The organism is Paracoccus sp. KR1-242, from assembly GCF_049446195.1.
In the GTDB taxonomy this organism is placed as follows: Bacteria; Pseudomonadota; Alphaproteobacteria; order Rhodobacterales; family Rhodobacteraceae; genus Paracoccus; species Paracoccus broussonetiae.
This window is the reverse complement of record NZ_JBMSED010000007.1, coordinates 149,795-166,608: the sequence shown is the minus strand read 5'-3', so window position 1 is coordinate 166,608 and position 16,814 is coordinate 149,795. Positions and strand designations below refer to the sequence as shown.

Here is a 16,814-nt window from a genome sequence, read left to right as displayed (position 1 = left end):
TCTCGCCTAACCTCTGCGCCAAAGGAAAGGCAGTCGCATGAGCAGCTACGAATATACCGTCATCCCCGCACCCGCCCGCGGCGAAAAGACCAAGGGCGCGAAGGCCGGGATCGAACGTTTCGCCGCCACGCTCGGCGAGGTCCTGAACGAGATGGCGCGCGACGGCTGGGAATATGTCCGCGCCGAGGTTCTCCCGGCCGAGGAACGCTCGGGCCTGACCAGCCGCACGACCATCTATCACAACCTGCTGGTCTTCCGCCGCTCGACCGCGCCAGAGCCGCTGCGCGAGCCGGTTCCGACCGCCGCGACCCTCCAGCAACCGGCCCCGGTCGCCCCGGCTCCAGCCGCTCCGGCCCCGGTCGCGGCTCCCGCGCCGCAGGCCGCGCCAGCGCCCGTTCCGCCGGAGCCCCTGCAATCCCATGTCGATCTTCCGGCCGATACGCCGATCCGCGCGCCCTTCAGCCAGCCGATGCGGGCCGCAAGTCAGCGTGCGGCGCAGGTCCGCATGGCCGAACCGCCCCTGACCGCGCCGGAAGCCCCGGCCCCGGTCACGCCGCGTCTGGGACCGGCCAGCCGCTGACCGCTTCGCCGCTTCTCAAATACCCAGGGCCGAGGGGCAGGGCCGCTTCCTGACCCTACCAGTGTGGCGGTCGCTGGTCGGCCAGCGGGATGGTCCCGCCTTCGGCCTCGCGCTCGGCCTCGCGTTCCATCAGCAGGTCCAGACGCCTCAGCAGGCGGGCGATTTCGCCCTCCTGACGGGCGACGATGCCCGAAAGGTCGTCGGTGATGCGCGTCAGATGCGCGACAGCCTCTTCAAGCCGCTCGGTTCTCTCCAGCGCCTGCTTGTCCATGCATCCTCCATCCGTTAGACCCCCGCATGGAAAAGCCCGAGGCATACCATGGCGAAAGATCAGAAAAAACAGCCCCGACCCAAGGCAGAGACGCCCAAGGGGTTCCGTGACTATTTCGGCGCGGACGTGACCGAGCGCAAGCAGATGCTGGACCGCATCGCCGAAATCTATCATCGCCACGGTTTCGAACCGCTGGAGACCAGCGCCGTCGAGACGGTCGAGGCGCTGGGAAAATTCCTGCCCGACGTGGATCGACCCAATGCCGGCGTCTTTGCCTGGCAAGAGGCCGAGGTTCCGGGGGGCGGGGCAGGGGACTGGCTTGCGTTGCGCTATGATCTGACCGCGCCCCTGGCGCGCGTCGCGGCGCAGTTCCGCAACGATCTGCCATCTCCGTATCGCCGCTATGCGATGGGTCCGGTCTGGCGCAATGAAAAACCCGGTCCCGGTCGCTTCCGCCAGTTCTATCAATGCGACGCCGATACTGTCGGCAGTGCTTCGGTCGCGGCGGATGCGGAAATCTGCGGGATGCTGGCCGCGGCGCTGGAACATGCCGGGATCCAGCGCGGCGATTACCTGATCCGCATCAACAACCGCAAGGTTCTGAACGGCATCCTTGAGGCGATGGGCGTCGAGGCGGGCAAACCCGCCGACGACGTGCTGCGCACCATCGACAAGTTCGACAAGGTGGGCGAGGCAGGCGTGCGTCAGCTTCTGACCACCGGCCGCAAGGACGAATCCGGGGCCGAGATCGAGGGCGTGGGACTGCGTCCCGAACAGGCCGATCCGGTCATCGCCTTCCTGACCTCGAAAGGCGCTGACAATGCGGCGACGCTGGACAACCTGCGCGCGGCCGTGGGCGGCTCGGAAGCCGGCGCCGAGGGTGTCGAGGAACTGGCCCAGATTTCCGACATGCTGGCCGCAATGGGCGTGGGCGAGGATCGGGCGATCATCGACCCCTCGATCGTGCGCGGGCTGGGCTATTACACCGGCCCGGTGTTCGAGGCCGAGCTGACCTTCGAGATCCTGGACGAAAAGGGTCGCAAACGCCAATTCGGCAGCGTTGCCGGGGGCGGGCGCTATGACGGCCTGGTCGAGCGGTTCACCGGCCAGAAGGTTCCGGCAACCGGCGTCTCGATCGGTGTCGACCGCCTGCTGGCCGCCTTGCGTGCCAAGGGCCTGATGGGGGGCGAGGACGAGGGTCCGGTGGTCGTTACCGTCATGGACCGCGACCGCATGGCCGATTACTATGCGATGGCCTCGGAGCTGCGCGCGGCGGGCATCCGGGCCGAGGTCTATCTGGGCAATCCCAAGAACTTCGGCAACCAGCTCAAATATGCGGACAAGCGCAACTCTCCGGTCGCGATCATCCAGGGCGGGGACGAGGCGGCGCGTGGCGTGATTCAGGTCAAGGATCTGATCCTGGGCGCAAAGATCGCGGCAGAGGCCAGTCACGAGGAATGGAAGGCTCAGCCCGCCCAGACCGAAGTCCCGCGCACAGATCTTGTCGCGGAAGTGCGGCGCATCCTGGGATGACCAAGCGCGCGAAACAGGCCATTGGCCAGAAGATCCTGGCGGCCTTCCGCGCCGCCGGGGCCGAGGAAGTCGCCCCCGACATCCTGCTGCCTGCCGAAACGCTGCTGGAGCTTTACGGCGAGGACATCCGCGCCCGCGCCTATGTCACGCAGGACCCGATCCGCGGCGAAATGATGCTGCGCCCCGATTTCACCGTGCCGGTTGTGCAGATGCACATGGAAAACGGCGCGGAACCGGCGCGATACTGCTATCTGGGCGAGGTCTTCCGCAAACAGGACCACGGCGAGCTACCGCCGGAACATCCGCGTGACAACGAATACCTGCAGGCCGGCTTCGAGCTTTTTGCCCGCGACCCAGGGGCGGATGCCGAGGTCTTTGCGCTGTTCCACGGCATCCTTGCTCCGCTGGGCCTGCAGGCGACGATGGGCGACATGGACCTGCTGATGGACGCGGTCCGCGCCCTGCCGCTGTCGGGCGCACGCCGCGCCGCGCTGCTGCATCATATCTGGCGGCCGAAGCGTTTCGCCCGCCTTCTTGCCCGGTTTTCCGCCGAAACTTCACCCCGCAACTTTGCTGAAGCGCCCACGGTCTGGACCGGCCTGCGGTCTCCGGACGAGATGCAGGCCCGCATCGACAGGCTGCAGGCCGATGCGGCCGAGACGCCGCTGTCGCCGCAATGGGTCGACCGGCTGGGACGGTTGTTCGCCGTTCAGGCCCCAGCGCCCCGCGCGCTTCAGCAATTGCGCCAGCTTGTGCAGGAAATCCCCGACATTGCCGAGGCCGTGGACCGGCTGGAACGCAATCTGGCCGACCTGTCGCGCCGCGGGATCGATATCGAACGAATCCATTTCGATGCAAGCCACGGTCGGCACACGATGGAATATTACGACGGCATGACCTTCAGCTTTGCCGCGGCCGGTCATGCGGACTGGCCGCCCGTCGCGACCGGCGGGCGCTATGACGCGCTTGCTGCGGTGCTTGGGCAAGCGCAAGGACGCTCGATCCCGGCGGTCGGCGGCATCATCCGTCCCGGCCTTGTCTTCGAACTCGGGGGGCTGGCATGATCCGGCTGGGCGTGCCGTCCAAGGGGCGGCTGATGGAGCAGACCTTCGACTGGTTCGCCGAACGTGGCGTACGCCTGTCGCGGGCCGGGTCAGAACGCGAATACGCCGGTCGGGTCGAGGGCGCCGAGAATGTCGCTCTGGTCCTGCTGTCCGCTGGCGAGATCCCGCGCGAGCTTAAGTCCGGGCGTATCCATTTGGGCGTGACCGGCACCGACCTGATCCGCGAGAAGCTGGCCGGATGGCGCAGCCATGTCGAAGAGCTTGCGCCCATGGGGTTTGGCCATGCCGACCTGATCCTGGCGGTACCGGCCTGCTGGGCCGATTGTGACGACCTAGACGACCTGGCGACAATCACGCGCGACTTCCGCGCCGAGCACGGCTTCCGCCTGCGCATCGCGACCAAGTATCACCGCCTTGTCAGGGCCTGGCTATCGGAGCACGAGGTCGCCGATTACCAGCTTGTCGACAGCCAGGGCGCAACCGAAGGCACGGTGGCGAACCTGACAGCCGAGGCCATCGCCGACATCACCTCGTCAGGCGAGACGCTGCGTGCGAACCATCTGAAGATCATCGGGGGCGAACCCATCCTGCGATCACAGGCGACGCTGCTGCGCTCGGTCGCGGCAGGGGACGAGGCCTGCGTGCGGGAATTCGCCCGCCGTCTGGGTCTTTAGAAACCCGCTGCCCTTTCAGGGCGTTGGGTCGCGATAGTTAGGGGAGAAATGATGATGCGCCTGCCCATCCTGCTGGTTGCCACCCTTGCCGCGACGCCTGCACTGGCTTCGTCCGAAGAAGCCTGGACCGAGTTCCGAGCCGAAGTCGAAAAGGCCTGCACCGCGCTGGCCCCGACCGAGGGAGAGACCGCGATGGAGGTCAATCCCTTCGGTTCGGAAAGCTATGGCGCCGCGCTGCTGATCACCACTCTGGCCGATGGCGGGGCCGATCGCTATGTCTGCATTTATGACAAACAGACGAAGAAGGCCGAACTGACCGCGCCCTTCACCCCACCACAGGACGTGTCCATGCCCGCGACCGAGGATGACGGCAGCACCGCGTCGGAGGAGACGACCAAGACGGAATCCCATCTGGTCAAACCCTGATCGCAGTGCAGGTGTCGGCGTTGCAGTGGGTATTTGAAAAACGGTGAAGGGCCGGGCCTAGTCGCCCAGCCCGACAAGCGCACGGGCGAAGTCGCGTGCATCGAAGGCGTCTAGGTCGTCGATCTGTTCGCCGACGCCGATCGCATGGATCGGCAGCCCGAAGCGATCGGCCAGCGCGACCAGCACCCCGCCGCGCGCGGTTCCGTCCAGCTTGGTCATCACCAGGCCCGAGACATCTGCCAATTTCTGGAAGGTCTCGACCTGGCTCAGCGCGTTCTGGCCGGTGGTCGCATCCAGCACGAGAAGGGTGTTATGGGGCGCAGTTTCATCCTTCTTGCGGATGACGCGGACGATCTTGGCCAGTTCCTCCATCAGGTCCTGACGATTCTGCAGGCGGCCTGCAGTGTCGATCATCAGCAGGTCCGCGCCTTCTGCCTCGGCGCGCGTCATTGCGTCAAAGGCCAGGCTTGCGGGATCGGAGCCCTCGGGCGCGGTCATGACCGGAACCCCGGCGCGCTTTCCCCAGACCTGCAATTGTTCGACCGCGGCGGCGCGGAAGGTGTCGCCGGCGGCGATCACCACATTCTTGCCCGCCGCCTTGAACTGGCTGGCAAGCTTGCCGATGGTGGTGGTCTTGCCAGAGCCATTGACGCCGACGACCAGCACGACCTGCGGGCGCTTGGGATAGATGGGCAACGGGCGGGCCACGGGGGTCATGATCCTGGTGATCTCGGCCGCCAGCAGTTCCTTAAGCTCGGTCGACGAGATGCGCCGACCCATCCGGCCCTCGGCGATATTGGCGGTGACGCGCAGGGATGTCTCGACACCCATGTCGGCCTGGATCAGCATCTCTTCGAGATCCTCCAGCATGGCGTCGTCCAGCTCGCGCCGCGGCTCGTCCGCGTCGCTGCGACCGAACAGCCGGCCCAACATTCCCGGGCGTGCGGCCTCGGGTGTCGTTGCTTGCGCAGGTGCTGGCGTCGGGGCAACAGGCGCTGCTGGGGCAGGGCTGGGAGTGTCGGCGACCGGCGTTGGGGGCGCAGGTTCCGGCGTCGGCGCCACGTCCTGTGCACTGCCGCCCTCGGCGACGATATCGTCCAGTCCCTCGCCGATCTTCGACGAGGACCGCGTCAGCCGGTCGCGCAGCTTCGAGAAAAACGACATGCACCCATCCTTCATTCTTTGGCGCAGAACCTAGGGCTTATCGGACCAAAGGAAAAGGGCGCCCGGCGGACGCCCCTTCTGCTTCATCGTTTGGGAAATACCCCGAGGTGTGGGGCAGAGCCCCACCGGCGACGGATCAGGCCTTGCCCAGATAGATGTCGACCAGCTTGCCCAGCATCTCCAGCGCGTCTGCGCGCGAGCGCTGGAAGCTGTTGCGACCGATGATTGAGCCGTTGCCGCCACCGTCGCGGATCGCGCGGGCGTCGTCAAAGACCGCGTCCGCGCCTTTTGCAGCGCCGCCCGAAAAGACGACGATGCGGCGGCCGTTGAAGCTGGCCTGCATGCAGTGCTCGACGCGCTTGGCTTGGGTCGCGATGTCGATTTCCTTCGCCTCGTAGACCTTTTTCGCCTCGGGCAGCATCAGGTGGTCGGTCGACAGCTTGATCTTGATGATATGCGCGCCGATCAGGGCCGCGATCTGGGCGGCATAGGCCGCGATGTCGATCGCGGTTTCGCCGTCCTTGGTGATCGCCTCGCCACGCGGATAGGACCAGATGACGGTCGCGACGCCCTTGGCGGCGGCTTCCTTGCGCATCTCGACGATCTCTTCGAACATGTCGAGCGCCATGTCCGAACCCGGATAGATGGTGAACCCGATGGCGGCGCAACCCAGACGCAGCGCGTCATCGACCGAGGCGGTGATCGCCTGGTTCTTGCCGGCGGTGTCCGACATCAGCGAGTTGGCCGAGTTCACCTTGAGGATGGTCGGGATCTGGCCGGCAAAGGTGTCCGCACCCGCCTCGATCATGCCCAGCGGCGCCGCATAGGCGTTCAGCCCCGCGTCGATCGCCAGCTGGTAGTGGTAATGGGGGTCGTAGCCCGCCGGATTCGGAGCGAAGCTGCGCGCGGGGCCATGCTCGAAGCCTTGGTCCACGGGCAGGATGATCATCTTGCCGGTACCCGCAAGCTTGCCGGTCATCAGCATGCGGGCCAGTTGGGCCTTCACGCCGGGGGTTTCGCCTTCGTAATTGGCGAGGATCTTGCGGACAGTATCGGTCATCTGCATCTGAAACTCCAATCCAGTTTGGCCGTCACTTAGCAAACCCACCGCCAAGGGCAATTCGGGTTGCGCTAACAGGCGCCTGACTTTTCAGTGGTTAAGCGGATAAGTTTACAGTTCGGTGAAATTCTGCCGACTGGCAAGGCATGAGCGGAACCGGCGCCGCCGGAAGGACGTTCCCGTCAATGGCTTGGAGATGGGATAGATGATCCACGGCCAATGAAGACCCCGACAGCATTCCCGAACAGTTCCGGCACAATATGGCAACCGCCCCCGCGACCGAGGGGGCGCGTCCAGCACGGGCACACCCGCCCCGCGTACTGCCGCCACGGGCACTCCCGCGATGAACTAGAAGCCGAAACGAAAAAGGGGGCCGCAAGGCCCCCTCTGTCCGTCGGGACCCATGCGTCAGCGCTTTTGCAGCGCCAGGACGCCGGGCAGATCCTTGCCTTCCATCCATTCCAGGAAGGCCCCGCCCGCAGTCGAAATGAAGGTGAAATCGCCCGAGACCCCGGCCTTGTTCAGTGCGGCCACGGTATCGCCCCCGCCCGCGACCGAGATCAGCTTGCCTTCGCGGGTCAGGCGCGCGGCCTCTTGCGCGGCAGCATTGGTCGCGGCGTCGAAGGGCGCGATCTCGAATGCGCCCAGCGGGCCATTCCAGATCAGGGTGCGGGACTGGGCAAAGACCTCGCGGATCTTCGCAACCGTCGCGGGACCCGCGTCCAGGATCATCGCATCCTCGGGGCAGGCATTTGCGGCCACGGTGGCGTTGTCGGCCCCTGCCTTGAACTCGCGCGCGACGACGACATCGACCGGCAGGTGGATGGTGCAGCCCGCGCCCTTGGCCTTTTCAATGATCTCGCGCGCGGTTCCCGCCATGTCGCGTTCGGCCAGCGACTTGCCGACCTCGATGCCCTGCGCGACCAGGAAGGTGTTGGCCATGCCGCCGCCGATGATCAGGTGATCGACTTTCTCGATCAGGTTGCCCAGCAGGTCCAGCTTGGTCGAGACCTTGGCCCCGCCGACCACCGCCACCACCGGACGCTGGGGGCTGCCCAGGGCCGCATCCAGCGCCTTCAGCTCTGCCTCCATCAGGCGGCCCGCGGCGGCGGGCAGCAGGCGCGCGATGCCTTCGGTCGAGGCATGGGCGCGATGCGCGGCCGAAAACGCGTCGTTCACATAGACCTGGCCCAGGGCCGCGATCGAGGCGGCAAAGGTCGCGTCATTCGTTTCTTCACCGGGATAGAAGCGGGTGTTTTCAAGCAGCAGGACATCGCCCCGCTTCAGGTCGGCAACCGCGCGCTTTGCCGGTCCGCCGATGGCCTCGTCCGAGAATTTCACATGCTGCCCCAGCGCCTTTTCCAGCGCGGGCACTACGATCTTCAGGCTCATGCTATCGACGCGCTGGCCCTTGGGGCGGTCGAAATGCGCCAGCAGTACGGGAATGCCGCCCTTGGCCTGGATGTCCTTGACGGTTTCGACGATCTTCTCGATCCGCGTCGCGTCGGTAACCTGTCCATTTTCGACCGGAACGTTCACGTCCACGCGAGTGAGCACAACCTTGCCGTCAAGGTCGAGATCGTCGATCGTGTTGAAATCCGTCATTTCATGTCCCTTTCTTGTGCCGTTCACGCCGCCGAGCGGGTTGTCACGCAACTTGATATTTTCGTCAACCTGCACCGGCGACGAACCGCTCGGCAATGGCGGCGTTGTGCGTGCGACACGAAATGCTTATTCCTGTTGCCCGAGCCATCAGAAGGAGACCCCCCATGGCCGAGATCAAGGATCCGGAAAACACGGTCATCATCGAGCTGAAGGACGGCCCGGTGGTGATCGAGCTGCTGCCCGACGTCGCCCCGAAGCATGTCGAGCGCATGAAGGAACTGGCCCGTGCCGGGAAATACGACAATGTCGCCTTCCATCGCGTGATCGAGGGCTTCATGGCCCAGACCGGCGACGTGGAACACGCGAATATGGAAAACAACTACAATCCCGGCCGCGCGGGCACGGGTGGTTCGGACCTGCCGGACCTGCCGGCGGAATTTTCGCGCCTGCCGCATGACCGCGGCACGTTGGGCGCGGCGCGCTCGATGAACCCGAACTCGGCCAACAGCCAGTTCTTCATCAACTTTGGCGACAACCATTTCCTGAACGGTCAATACACGGTCTATGGCCGCGTGATCTCGGGGATGGAGCATGTCGACAAGATCGTCCGCGGCGAGCCGCCGGCGTCCCCCGACCGCATGGTGTCGGTCAAGGTGGCGGCCGATGCTGAATAAGGCGCTTGTCCCGGCCCTGCTGCTGATGGCTGGCGCTGCCCATGCCGAGGGCCTGCCGGGCGTGACCGACGGGCCGGGGCCGAACCTTGTGATCGAGGTCGCCGATGCAACCGGCGCGGCCAAGGGCAAGATCGTGCTGGACCTTTACACCGACAAGGCCCCGAAACATGTCGAGCGTCTGGTGACGCTGGCCAAGGCGGGCACCTATGACGGTGTGGTTTTCCACCGCGTGATCGACGGCTTCATGGCCCAGACCGGCGATGTGGAATTCGGCAAGCATGGCGCGGATACCGCACGCGCGGGCATGGGCGGATCCTCGATGCCCGACCTGCCGGCCGAGTTCAACGATGTCAGCTTCCAGCGTGGCACCGTCGGCATGGCCCGCGCCCAGGACCCGAACAGCGCCAACAGCCAGTTCTTCATCGACCTGGCACCGGCCGAGTTCCTGGACGGGCAATACACGGTCGTCGGTCAGCTGATCGACGGCTGGGACGTGCTGAACGCGCTGAAGAAGGGCGATCCCGCCGCAAACGGCGCGGTGGCCGAGCCCGACTACATGGTCAAGGTCACGGTTCAGGAGTGATCCTGCGCCAAGCCGCGACCCAGGGCCCCGCGCAACGCGGGGCCTTTTTCATTGCGGAATCCCGGCAAGAACATGGACACGGGCGCGGCGGGATGCTTTGTCATCCGTCATGTTCACCCGCAGATCCTTGCCCTATTGGGTCACGCTTCTCATCATCCTCGCAGCCGCGGGCTGGCTTTTGTCGATCGGGCGCGAACCGATCTGCAAATGCGGATATGTGAAGCTCTGGCACGGCCAGACCATGAGTTCCGAGAATTCGCAGCACCTCACCGACTGGTACACGCCCTCGCACATCATCCACGGGCTGCTGTTCTATGCCGCCCTGTGGCTGGTGGCGCGGCGTATCAGCTTTGGCTGGCGGCTGGCCATCGCCACGCTGGTCGAGGCGAGCTGGGAGGTCATCGAGAATTCGGATGCGATCATCCAGCGCTATCGCGAGGTGACGATTTCGCTGGATTACTATGGCGACAGCGTCATCAACTCTGTCTCGGACATTCTGGCGATGGTGCTGGGGTTTTTTCTGGCCTCGCGCCTGCCGGTCTGGGTGTCGGTCGCGCTGGCGGTCGGGTTCGAGATCCTGACGACATGGCTGATCCGCGACGGGCTGACGCTGAACGTGCTGATGCTGTTCTGGCCGCTTGACGCGGTGCGCGACTGGCAGGCGGCGCTGGTCCGATAGGAAAAGGCCGGGGTTTCCCCCGGCCCTTGGCTTATCCGATCTGCACCATCCGGTGCTTCTTTTTCCCGACCGAGACTTTCAGCCCGTCCCCGATCAGCGCCGCGTCCACGGAAAGCTGCGGGTCGCTGACGGCTTCGTTGTTAAGGCGCAGGCCGCCTTCGGCAATCAGGCGCTTGGCCTCTTTCCCTGACGGCGCGATGCCGGTCTGGACCAGCAATTGAACAACCGACAGACCAGATGCCAGCGCATCGGCACTGACCCGCGCGATTTCCAGATCGCCGCCCGCGCCGCCTTGCTCGAAGACATCGCGTGCGGTCGCCTCGGCGCTGGCGGCAGCTTCGGCGCCGTGCAGCAGCGTCGTGACTTCGTTCGCGAGGATGATCTTGGCCGCGTTGATCTCGGACCCTTGCAGCTTGCCCAGACGGTCGCATTCATCGACCGGCAGATCAGTATAAAGCTTCAGGAAGCGCCCGACATCGGCATCGGTCGAATTGCGCCAGAACTGCCAGAACTCATAGGGCGACAGCATCGAACCGTTCAGCCAGACAGCACCCCCCGCGGACTTGCCCATCTTGCGCCCGTCCGAGGTGGTTAGCAGCGGCGAGGTCAGGCCGAAGATTTCCCCGTCCAGCACGCGCCGCGTCAGGTCGATCCCGTTGATGATGTTGCCCCACTGGTCGGACCCGCCCATCTGCAGCCGGCAGTCATAGCGGCGGTAGAGTTCAAGGAAGTCGTAGGCCTGCAGGATCATGTAGTTGAATTCAAGGAAGCTGAGCGATTGCTCGCGATCCAGCCGCGATTTCACCGATTCAAACGACAGCATCCGGTTGACCGAGAAATGCCGCCCGATGTCGCGCAGGAAATCAAGGTAGTTCAGGTTGTCCAGCCATTCGGCGTTGTTTAGCATCTTGGCCTTGCCATCCCCGTAATCGAGGTAGCGGGCAAAGACCTGTCCCATCCCGTCGATATTCGACTGGATCGCATCCGGGGTCAGCAGCGGGCGTTCCTCGCTGCGGAAGGAGGGGTCGCCGACCTTGGTGGTGCCGCCGCCCATCAGGGTGATCGGGCGGTTGCCGGTCTTCTGGAACCAGCGCAGCATCATGATGTTCAGCAGGTGCCCGACATGCAGGCTGGCCGCCGTGGCGTCATAACCGATATATGCCGTGACCGGTCCTTCGATCAGCGCGTCATCCAGCGACTGCAGGTCGGTGCAGTCCGCCAGATAACCGCGTTCCATCATGATATGGAGGAAGTCGGATTTGGCATGGTAGGTCATGAGCTTTTCCTTTCGAATGGCGCGGATATACCGGGCAATGAGGCAAAGGGAAAGCGATGACAGCGGGCGGAACGATTCGCGCATTGGGGATGATGTCGGGCACGTCGCTGGACGGCGTGGACGCGGCGCTGATCGAAACGGACGGCATCCGCGTCTCGGGGTTCGGGCGCAGTGCCTATCGCGCCTATTCGGGCAATGAATCCGCCATGCTTCATGCGGCGCTGGGCCAATGGCCAGGCGGGCCGGACGTTGCCGAGGCGGCGGAGCTGTCCGTTGTCGCCCATGCCGCGCTGGCCGAGGCTTTCCCCGGGGCTGAGGTGGTCGGCTATCACGGCCAGACGCTGGCGCATGATCCGCATGGGCGCGGCACCCATCAGGCCGGCGACGGCGCGGCGCTGGCCCGCAGGTTGGATCGCCCCGTCGTCTGGGATTTCCGCAGCGAGGACGTGCGCCAAGGCGGAGAGGGCGCGCCCCTTGCCCCCTTTTTCCATTGGGCCTGCGCCGAATGGGCGATGGGGCAGGGGCTCCTGCCCGCCGCCCCGGTCGCCTTCCTGAATCTTGGCGGCGTCGGCAATCTGACCTGGACAGACCCGACCGCGCCCACCCCAGAGGCAACGGGGGCCTGCATCGCCTTCGACACCGGTCCCGCCAATGCGCCGGTGAACGACCTGATGCGGCAGCGTCGTGGCATCCTGCGCGACGAAGGCGGCAACCTGGCCCTGCGGGGCCAGCCCGACGAAGACGTCATCGCGCATTTCCTGCGCCATCCGCATTTCGCGCGGCCCGCGCCGAAATCGCTGGACCGCGATGCCTTTCCCGACCTTCTGGAGAAGGTCGCGGCTTTGCCGGACGCGGACGCGGCGGCCACGCTGACCCACGCGGCGGCGGCGGCGGTCGCGGCAGGCATGGCCCTGTTGCCAGATCTTCCCGAACGGGTGCTGGTCTGCGGCGGTGGCCGGCATAACGCGGCGATGATGGCCGCGCTGTCCGCGCGCGTGCCCAGCCGCGTCGTTCCGGTCGAAGAAGCCGGACTGGACGGTGACATGCTTGAGGCGCAGGCCTTTGGTTGGCTTGCGGTGCGGGTGCTGCGCGGGCTTCCGACATCGGGGCCGGGAACGACGGGCGCGCCCGCTCCGGTCTGTGGCGGACGCATCAGCCATCCGCGCAGGCGCTAACCGACCTCCTTACCCGTGATTTTTCGCCAATACCTTGTTGCTCCTACGTTTTCGTGAACCACCTTCGCAAATTTTCAACGGAACGAAGCGCGATTTCGCGGCGTTTCCAAGCCATCAGACGGCGCTGGCCGTTTCCCGCAACGCAACCGGAAAGGACATCGTCCATGAAATCCCTTGTCATCGCCGCGACGGCGCTTGCCCTTGTTGCTCCGGCCTATGCGCAGGTCGCGCCGCCGACGCCTCCGGCCCAATCCGCCGAGCAGGCAGCCGACACCGCCAAAACCGCGGCTGAAAGCGCCGAGCAGGCTGCCGATACCGCCGCAGATCAGGCGGGCGCGGCCGCCGAGCAGGCCGCGGATGAGGCCGCCAATGCCGCAGACAATGCCGCCGATGCCGCGGCCACCGCTGCGGACGATGCCGCCAATGCCGCGCAGGGCATGGGGGATGCCGCGGCCGAGAATGCGGCCGATGCCGCAGACAGCGCCGAGGATGCCGCATCCCAGGCGGCAGATGCGGCGGCCGACGCTGCGGAGCAGACCCCGGTCACTCCGCCCGACGTGAACCCCCCGATGATCTCGGAGGCTGATCCGGGGCTTCTGGGGTCCTGGATCACCAGCCGCCGGATCTTCACCACGAACGAGCCGTCGTCGATCGAATGGAACCAGCCCGCCGAACTGGATGAGCGCCCGGCTGAATGGCAGGACATCGCCAAGGTCAATGACATCGTGCTGGATGATTCGGGGCAAGTCGTGGGCTATATCGCCGATATTGGCGGCTTCCTTGGCATCGGGGCCAAGAAGGTGCTGTTGGGCGTCGATGCGATCCACATGACCGCCGTGGGCAACGACACCTTCTTTGCGACGAACTACACCAAGGAAGAACTCAAGGCGCTGCCTGATTTTGACGAGAAGACCGTTCGCAAGTGATCTGGCCCAGCGTTCATGGGATGAAAGACAGGGGGCGCCGCACGGGCGCCCCTTTGCTTTTGTAAAGTTTTTCGGGCGGCCGCATTTTTCGTGAAAACTGCCCTTGACGCGCGCTGCCGCCGTGCGTAAACCGCCCGCACTCCAGAGGCGATCTGGAGAAAGTGTTCTGCGCGGTTGTAGCTCAGTTGGTTAGAGTACCGGCCTGTCACGCCGGGGGTCGCGGGTTCGAGCCCCGTCAACCGCGCCAACACTTTCAATATCGCCAAGATGATGCGCGGTTGTAGCTCAGTTGGTTAGAGTACCGGCCTGTCACGCCGGGGGTCGCGGGTTCGAGCCCCGTCAACCGCGCCATCTTCTCTTTTTTGATCCAGAAAATTCAATGCCTTCGGGCGCATCTGGCGGATGTTTGCGCTGTCGTGATGCTGTCGTGCAATCGGCCGCAAAGGTGGCGGGCAGTTGCCTGTCGGACCCCGTGGGACAGGTGTTAGGGCCTTTTCATCGGGACGCAATTCCCTATGCTGACCCGAGAACGAAGGGGGATGCCGATGGCGCGAGGAATAGATTACGGCGGGATGATGCATCGGGCCATGCAACGGCTGATTGCTGACGTCCTTCGGGCCGTGGCCGACGAAGGTCTACCCGGCGAACATCATTTCTTCATCACCTTCGATACCCGCGATGCGGATGTCGAAATGGCCGATTGGCTGCGCGAGCGTTATCCCGAAGAGATGACGATCGTGATCCAGCACTGGTTCGACAATCTTGACGTCAGGCCGAACGGGTTCACCATCACGCTGAACTTCGGCAATTCACCCGAACCGCTTTACATTCCCTTCGACGCGGTCCGCACCTTCGTCGATCCCTCGGTCGAATTCGGCCTGCGTTTCGAAAACCAGGATGACGATGACGAGGATGACGAGGAAGACGTCGAGGACGAAGACGATACCGACGACGACGATGACGGCGGCGATGACGCGCCCAAGGGTGGGGCCGAGGTCGTCAGTCTGGACAAGTGGCGCAAGTAAGGTCGTCATAACCCTGTCACCGGCAAACACTAGAGGCGGTCTCGGCGAATAAGCTGGAGGCCGCCTTGTCCGATCTGTCGCTGTTCCTTGGTCAGTTCCTGCGCCGCCCCTCGGAGATCCGTGCCATTGCACCCACGGGGCAGGCCGTCGCGCGCGAGATGGCGCGGCTTGTCACCCCGGACATGCAGGCGGTGGCCGAGATCGGGGCTGGAACCGGTACGATCACGCGGGCCATTCTGGCGCGCGGCCTGCCGCCCGAGCGATTGCAGCTTTACGAATTGAATGCCGCCTTTTGCGACCGTTTGCGGCAGCGCTTTCCGGGGACCGAGGTTCACAACCTGCCTGCGCAGGAAATGGTGAATGTCGGTCATGCGGGGCTGGATGCGGTGATTTCAGGTGTGCCGACCTTGCCGATGCCGGACGAGCTGCAATCGGCGATCGTCGGCGCGGCGCTTGCGATGATGAAGCCGGGCGCGCCTTTCGTGCAGATCACCTACGGTCCGGTCGCGCCCCTCTCGGAAGCCGTGCGGGCGCGCTTTGGTCTGGTGCATCGCAAAAGCCGGCGCATCTGGGCGAACCTGCCCCCGGCGCGGGTCTATGTCTTTCGCCAGAACCTGTGATCGCTAACGGCATACATTCGCATACCATTTGCGAATCCGGTGCGCTGGCGGTAGAACGCCCGCGAAACCGCGAGGGATATGACATGACCGATTTCCGCACCGAGACCGACAGCTTCGGCCCGCTTCAGGTTCCGTCCGACAAGTACTGGGGCGCGCAGACGCAGCGCTCGATCCAGAACTTCCCGATCGGCTGGGAAAAGCAGCCGGTGCCGATCATCCGGGCGTTGGGCATCATCAAGCAGGCGGCCGCGCAGGTGAACATGGCGACCGGCAACCTGGATGCGGCGCTGGGCAACGCGATGGTGCAGGCTGCCTCGGAAGTCGTGGCCGGCAAGTTCGACGACAACTTCCCGCTGGTCGTCTGGCAGACCGGCTCGGGCACCCAGTCCAACATGAACGCGAACGAAGTCATTTCGAACCGCGCGATCGAGATCCTTGGCGGCGAACTGGGCTCGAAAAAGCCGGTTCACCCGAATGATCACGTGAACATGGGCCAATCGTCCAACGACACCTTCCCGACGGCGATGCATGTCGCGATCGGGATGCTGGCGCGCGACGTCCTGATCCCCGGCCTTGAAAAACTGCACGCCGCGCTGGTCGCGAAATCCGCAGAATTCAAGGACATCATCAAGATCGGCCGCACCCACACCCAGGACGCGACGCCGCTGACGCTGGGTCAGGAATTCGGCGGCTATGCCCATCAGGTCGCCAAGGGCATCGAGCGTGTGAAGCTCGCGCTGGGTGACATCTATGAACTGGCGCAGGGCGGCACCGCCGTCGGCACCGGGCTGAACACCAAAAAAGGCTGGGACACGGCGATTGCGGCGGAAATCGCCAAGATCTCGGGGCTTCCCTTCGTCACCGCGCCGAACAAGTTCGAGGCTCTGGCCGCGCATGACGCGATGGTCTTCTTCTCGGGTGCGCTGAAAACGGTCGCGGCTTCGCTTTTCAAGATTGCGAACGACATGCGCCTGCTGGGTTCGGGTCCGCGCTCGGGTCTGGGCGAGCTGATCCTGCCGGAAAACGAGCCGGGTTCGTCGATCATGCCGGGCAAGGTCAACCCGACCCAAGCCGAGGCGCTGACCATGGTTTGCGCCCATGTCATGGGCAATGACGCGGCCATCGGTTTCGCCGGTTCGCAGGGCCATTTCGAGCTGAACGTCTATAACCCGATGATGTCTTACAACGTGCTGCAATCGATGCAGCTTCTGGGCGATGCGGCGGGTTCCTTCACCGACAACATGGTCGTCGGTACGCAGGCCAACCTGCCGCGGATCGACAAGCTGATGAAAGAATCGCTGATGTTGGTGACGGCGCTGGCTCCCACGATCGGTTACGACAATGCGACCAAGGTGGCCAAGACGGCGCACAAGAACGGCACAACGCTGCGCGAAGAGGCGATCGCCCTGGGTCTTGTCGATGGTGAGACCTTCGACCGGGTCGTGCGCCCGGAACTGATGGTCGGCCCGGAGGACTGAG

Annotated in this window: 18 protein-coding genes and 2 tRNA genes; 15 read left to right on the top strand and 5 right to left on the bottom strand. The window is 64.8% G+C overall.

Annotated elements, in window-relative coordinates; genetic code table 11:
- Positions 1 to 37 precede the first annotated feature (37 nt).
- Positions 38 to 580, top strand: coding sequence for a DUF4177 domain-containing protein (locus ACO2Q4_RS12040; protein ID WP_311758855.1), 543 nt, complete (start codon positions 38 to 40; stop codon positions 578 to 580).
- 55 nt (positions 581 to 635) lie between these two features.
- Here the strand turns inward: ACO2Q4_RS12040 and ACO2Q4_RS12035 are convergent, their stop codons facing one another.
- Positions 636 to 851 (bottom strand): SlyX family protein, encoded by a 216-nt coding sequence (locus tag ACO2Q4_RS12035; RefSeq protein ID WP_311758856.1) that lies wholly within the window; start codon positions 849 to 851, stop codon positions 636 to 638.
- Positions 852 to 899: 48 nt separating this feature from the next.
- On the opposite strand from ACO2Q4_RS12035, the gene hisS reads away from it, so the two are divergent.
- Genes hisS through ACO2Q4_RS12015 form a run of 4 tightly spaced genes read left to right on the top strand, consistent with a single transcriptional unit; the run spans position 900 to position 4,548 of the window.
- Positions 900 to 2,384: a histidine--tRNA ligase gene (hisS, locus tag ACO2Q4_RS12030; protein WP_311758857.1), complete on the top strand. Its 1,485-nt coding sequence runs from the start codon at positions 900 to 902 to the stop codon at positions 2,382 to 2,384.
- Positions 2,381 to 3,448, top strand: a complete 1,068-nt coding sequence (locus tag ACO2Q4_RS12025; RefSeq protein ID WP_311758858.1) for an ATP phosphoribosyltransferase regulatory subunit — start codon at positions 2,381 to 2,383, stop codon at positions 3,446 to 3,448. The genes hisS and ACO2Q4_RS12025 overlap by 4 nt, the downstream gene beginning before the upstream one ends.
- Positions 3,445 to 4,122 (top strand): ATP phosphoribosyltransferase, encoded by a 678-nt coding sequence (hisG, locus tag ACO2Q4_RS12020; protein ID WP_423319500.1) that lies wholly within the window; start codon positions 3,445 to 3,447, stop codon positions 4,120 to 4,122. Before ACO2Q4_RS12025 ends, hisG begins: the two co-directional genes overlap by 4 nt.
- 51 nt (positions 4,123 to 4,173) lie before the next feature.
- Entirely contained in the window at positions 4,174 to 4,548 is a 375-nt protein-coding gene (locus ACO2Q4_RS12015; protein WP_311758860.1) for a hypothetical protein, read from the top strand.
- Positions 4,549 to 4,605: 57 nt separating this feature from the next.
- Here ACO2Q4_RS12015 and ftsY read toward each other — a convergent pair whose 3' ends face one another.
- The 3 genes from ftsY to ACO2Q4_RS12000 all read right to left on the bottom strand — a co-directional run bounded on the left by ftsY (position 4,606) and on the right by ACO2Q4_RS12000 (position 8,377).
- Complete coding sequence (ftsY, locus tag ACO2Q4_RS12010; protein WP_423319498.1) at positions 4,606 to 5,712, bottom strand: signal recognition particle-docking protein FtsY; 1,107 nt, start codon at positions 5,710 to 5,712, stop codon at positions 4,606 to 4,608.
- Positions 5,713 to 5,848: 136 nt separating this feature from the next.
- Complete coding sequence (locus tag ACO2Q4_RS12005) at positions 5,849 to 6,778, bottom strand: class I fructose-bisphosphate aldolase (protein ID WP_423319496.1); 930 nt, start codon at positions 6,776 to 6,778, stop codon at positions 5,849 to 5,851.
- Between the two features lie 402 nt (positions 6,779 to 7,180).
- A complete protein-coding gene (locus ACO2Q4_RS12000) occupies positions 7,181 to 8,377 on the bottom strand; it encodes a phosphoglycerate kinase (RefSeq protein WP_423319494.1) in 1,197 nt (398 codons plus the stop codon).
- A 164-nt stretch (positions 8,378 to 8,541) separates the two neighbouring features.
- Between ACO2Q4_RS12000 and ACO2Q4_RS11995 the strand changes: the two genes are divergently transcribed.
- The 3 genes from ACO2Q4_RS11995 to ACO2Q4_RS11985 all read left to right on the top strand — a co-directional run bounded on the left by ACO2Q4_RS11995 (position 8,542) and on the right by ACO2Q4_RS11985 (position 10,313).
- Positions 8,542 to 9,051, top strand: a complete 510-nt coding sequence (locus ACO2Q4_RS11995) for a peptidylprolyl isomerase (RefSeq protein ID WP_311758864.1) — start codon at positions 8,542 to 8,544, stop codon at positions 9,049 to 9,051.
- 25 nt (positions 9,052 to 9,076) lie between these two features.
- Positions 9,077 to 9,634, top strand: a complete 558-nt coding sequence (locus tag ACO2Q4_RS11990) for a peptidylprolyl isomerase (protein WP_423319625.1) — start codon at positions 9,077 to 9,079, stop codon at positions 9,632 to 9,634.
- A 109-nt stretch (positions 9,635 to 9,743) separates the two neighbouring features.
- Positions 9,744 to 10,313, top strand: a complete 570-nt coding sequence (locus tag ACO2Q4_RS11985) for a DUF2585 domain-containing protein (RefSeq protein ID WP_311758866.1) — start codon at positions 9,744 to 9,746, stop codon at positions 10,311 to 10,313.
- 31 nt (positions 10,314 to 10,344) lie between these two features.
- Here ACO2Q4_RS11985 and tyrS read toward each other — a convergent pair whose 3' ends face one another.
- Positions 10,345 to 11,589, bottom strand: a complete 1,245-nt coding sequence (gene tyrS / locus ACO2Q4_RS11980; protein WP_423319492.1) for a tyrosine--tRNA ligase — start codon at positions 11,587 to 11,589, stop codon at positions 10,345 to 10,347.
- 56 nt (positions 11,590 to 11,645) lie between these two features.
- On the opposite strand from tyrS, the gene ACO2Q4_RS11975 reads away from it, so the two are divergent.
- From ACO2Q4_RS11975 to fumC, 7 genes are all read left to right on the top strand, one after another.
- On the top strand, positions 11,646 to 12,764 hold the full coding sequence (locus tag ACO2Q4_RS11975; protein ID WP_423319490.1) for an anhydro-N-acetylmuramic acid kinase: 1,119 nt from the start codon (positions 11,646 to 11,648) through the stop codon (positions 12,762 to 12,764).
- 164 nt (positions 12,765 to 12,928) lie between these two features.
- A complete protein-coding gene (locus tag ACO2Q4_RS11970) occupies positions 12,929 to 13,690 on the top strand; it encodes a PRC-barrel domain-containing protein (protein ID WP_311758869.1) in 762 nt (253 codons plus the stop codon).
- 170 nt (positions 13,691 to 13,860) lie between these two features.
- A tRNA-Asp gene (locus ACO2Q4_RS11965) sits at positions 13,861 to 13,937 on the top strand.
- Positions 13,938 to 13,964: 27 nt separating this feature from the next.
- Positions 13,965 to 14,041: transfer RNA gene (locus tag ACO2Q4_RS11960), tRNA-Asp, on the top strand.
- 194 nt (positions 14,042 to 14,235) lie between these two features.
- Positions 14,236 to 14,715: an SspB family protein gene (locus ACO2Q4_RS11955; protein WP_311758870.1), complete on the top strand. Its 480-nt coding sequence runs from the start codon at positions 14,236 to 14,238 to the stop codon at positions 14,713 to 14,715.
- Between the two features lie 65 nt (positions 14,716 to 14,780).
- Positions 14,781 to 15,335: a class I SAM-dependent methyltransferase gene (locus ACO2Q4_RS11950; protein WP_311758871.1), complete on the top strand. Its 555-nt coding sequence runs from the start codon at positions 14,781 to 14,783 to the stop codon at positions 15,333 to 15,335.
- Positions 15,336 to 15,418: 83 nt separating this feature from the next.
- Positions 15,419 to 16,813: a class II fumarate hydratase gene (gene fumC, locus ACO2Q4_RS11945; protein ID WP_311758872.1), complete on the top strand. Its 1,395-nt coding sequence runs from the start codon at positions 15,419 to 15,421 to the stop codon at positions 16,811 to 16,813.
- Position 16,814: the final 1 nt, after the last annotated feature.

Coding starts and splice junctions, on each gene's coding strand:
- ACO2Q4_RS12005 (WP_423319496.1), bottom strand. CDS start 6,778: ATGCAGATGACCGATACTGTCCGCAAGATCCTCGCCAATTACGAAGGC.
- hisS (WP_311758857.1), top strand. CDS start 900: ATGGCGAAAGATCAGAAAAAACAGCCCCGACCCAAGGCAGAGACGCCC.
- ACO2Q4_RS12015 (WP_311758860.1), top strand. CDS start 4,174: ATGATGCGCCTGCCCATCCTGCTGGTTGCCACCCTTGCCGCGACGCCT.
- hisG (WP_423319500.1), top strand. CDS start 3,445: ATGATCCGGCTGGGCGTGCCGTCCAAGGGGCGGCTGATGGAGCAGACC.
- fumC (WP_311758872.1), top strand. CDS start 15,419: ATGACCGATTTCCGCACCGAGACCGACAGCTTCGGCCCGCTTCAGGTT.
- ACO2Q4_RS12000 (WP_423319494.1), bottom strand. CDS start 8,377: ATGACGGATTTCAACACGATCGACGATCTCGACCTTGACGGCAAGGTT.
- ACO2Q4_RS12035 (WP_311758856.1), bottom strand. CDS start 851: ATGGACAAGCAGGCGCTGGAGAGAACCGAGCGGCTTGAAGAGGCTGTC.
- ACO2Q4_RS11995 (WP_311758864.1), top strand. CDS start 8,542: ATGGCCGAGATCAAGGATCCGGAAAACACGGTCATCATCGAGCTGAAG.
- ACO2Q4_RS11955 (WP_311758870.1), top strand. CDS start 14,236: ATGGCGCGAGGAATAGATTACGGCGGGATGATGCATCGGGCCATGCAA.
- tyrS (WP_423319492.1), bottom strand. CDS start 11,589: ATGACCTACCATGCCAAATCCGACTTCCTCCATATCATGATGGAACGC.
- ftsY (WP_423319498.1), bottom strand. CDS start 5,712: ATGTCGTTTTTCTCGAAGCTGCGCGACCGGCTGACGCGGTCCTCGTCG.
- ACO2Q4_RS12025 (WP_311758858.1), top strand. CDS start 2,381: ATGACCAAGCGCGCGAAACAGGCCATTGGCCAGAAGATCCTGGCGGCC.
- ACO2Q4_RS11975 (WP_423319490.1), top strand. CDS start 11,646: ATGACAGCGGGCGGAACGATTCGCGCATTGGGGATGATGTCGGGCACG.
- ACO2Q4_RS11990 (WP_423319625.1), top strand. CDS start 9,077: ATGGCTGGCGCTGCCCATGCCGAGGGCCTGCCGGGCGTGACCGACGGG.
- ACO2Q4_RS11985 (WP_311758866.1), top strand. CDS start 9,744: ATGTTCACCCGCAGATCCTTGCCCTATTGGGTCACGCTTCTCATCATC.
- ACO2Q4_RS11970 (WP_311758869.1), top strand. CDS start 12,929: ATGAAATCCCTTGTCATCGCCGCGACGGCGCTTGCCCTTGTTGCTCCG.
- ACO2Q4_RS12040 (WP_311758855.1), top strand. CDS start 38: ATGAGCAGCTACGAATATACCGTCATCCCCGCACCCGCCCGCGGCGAA.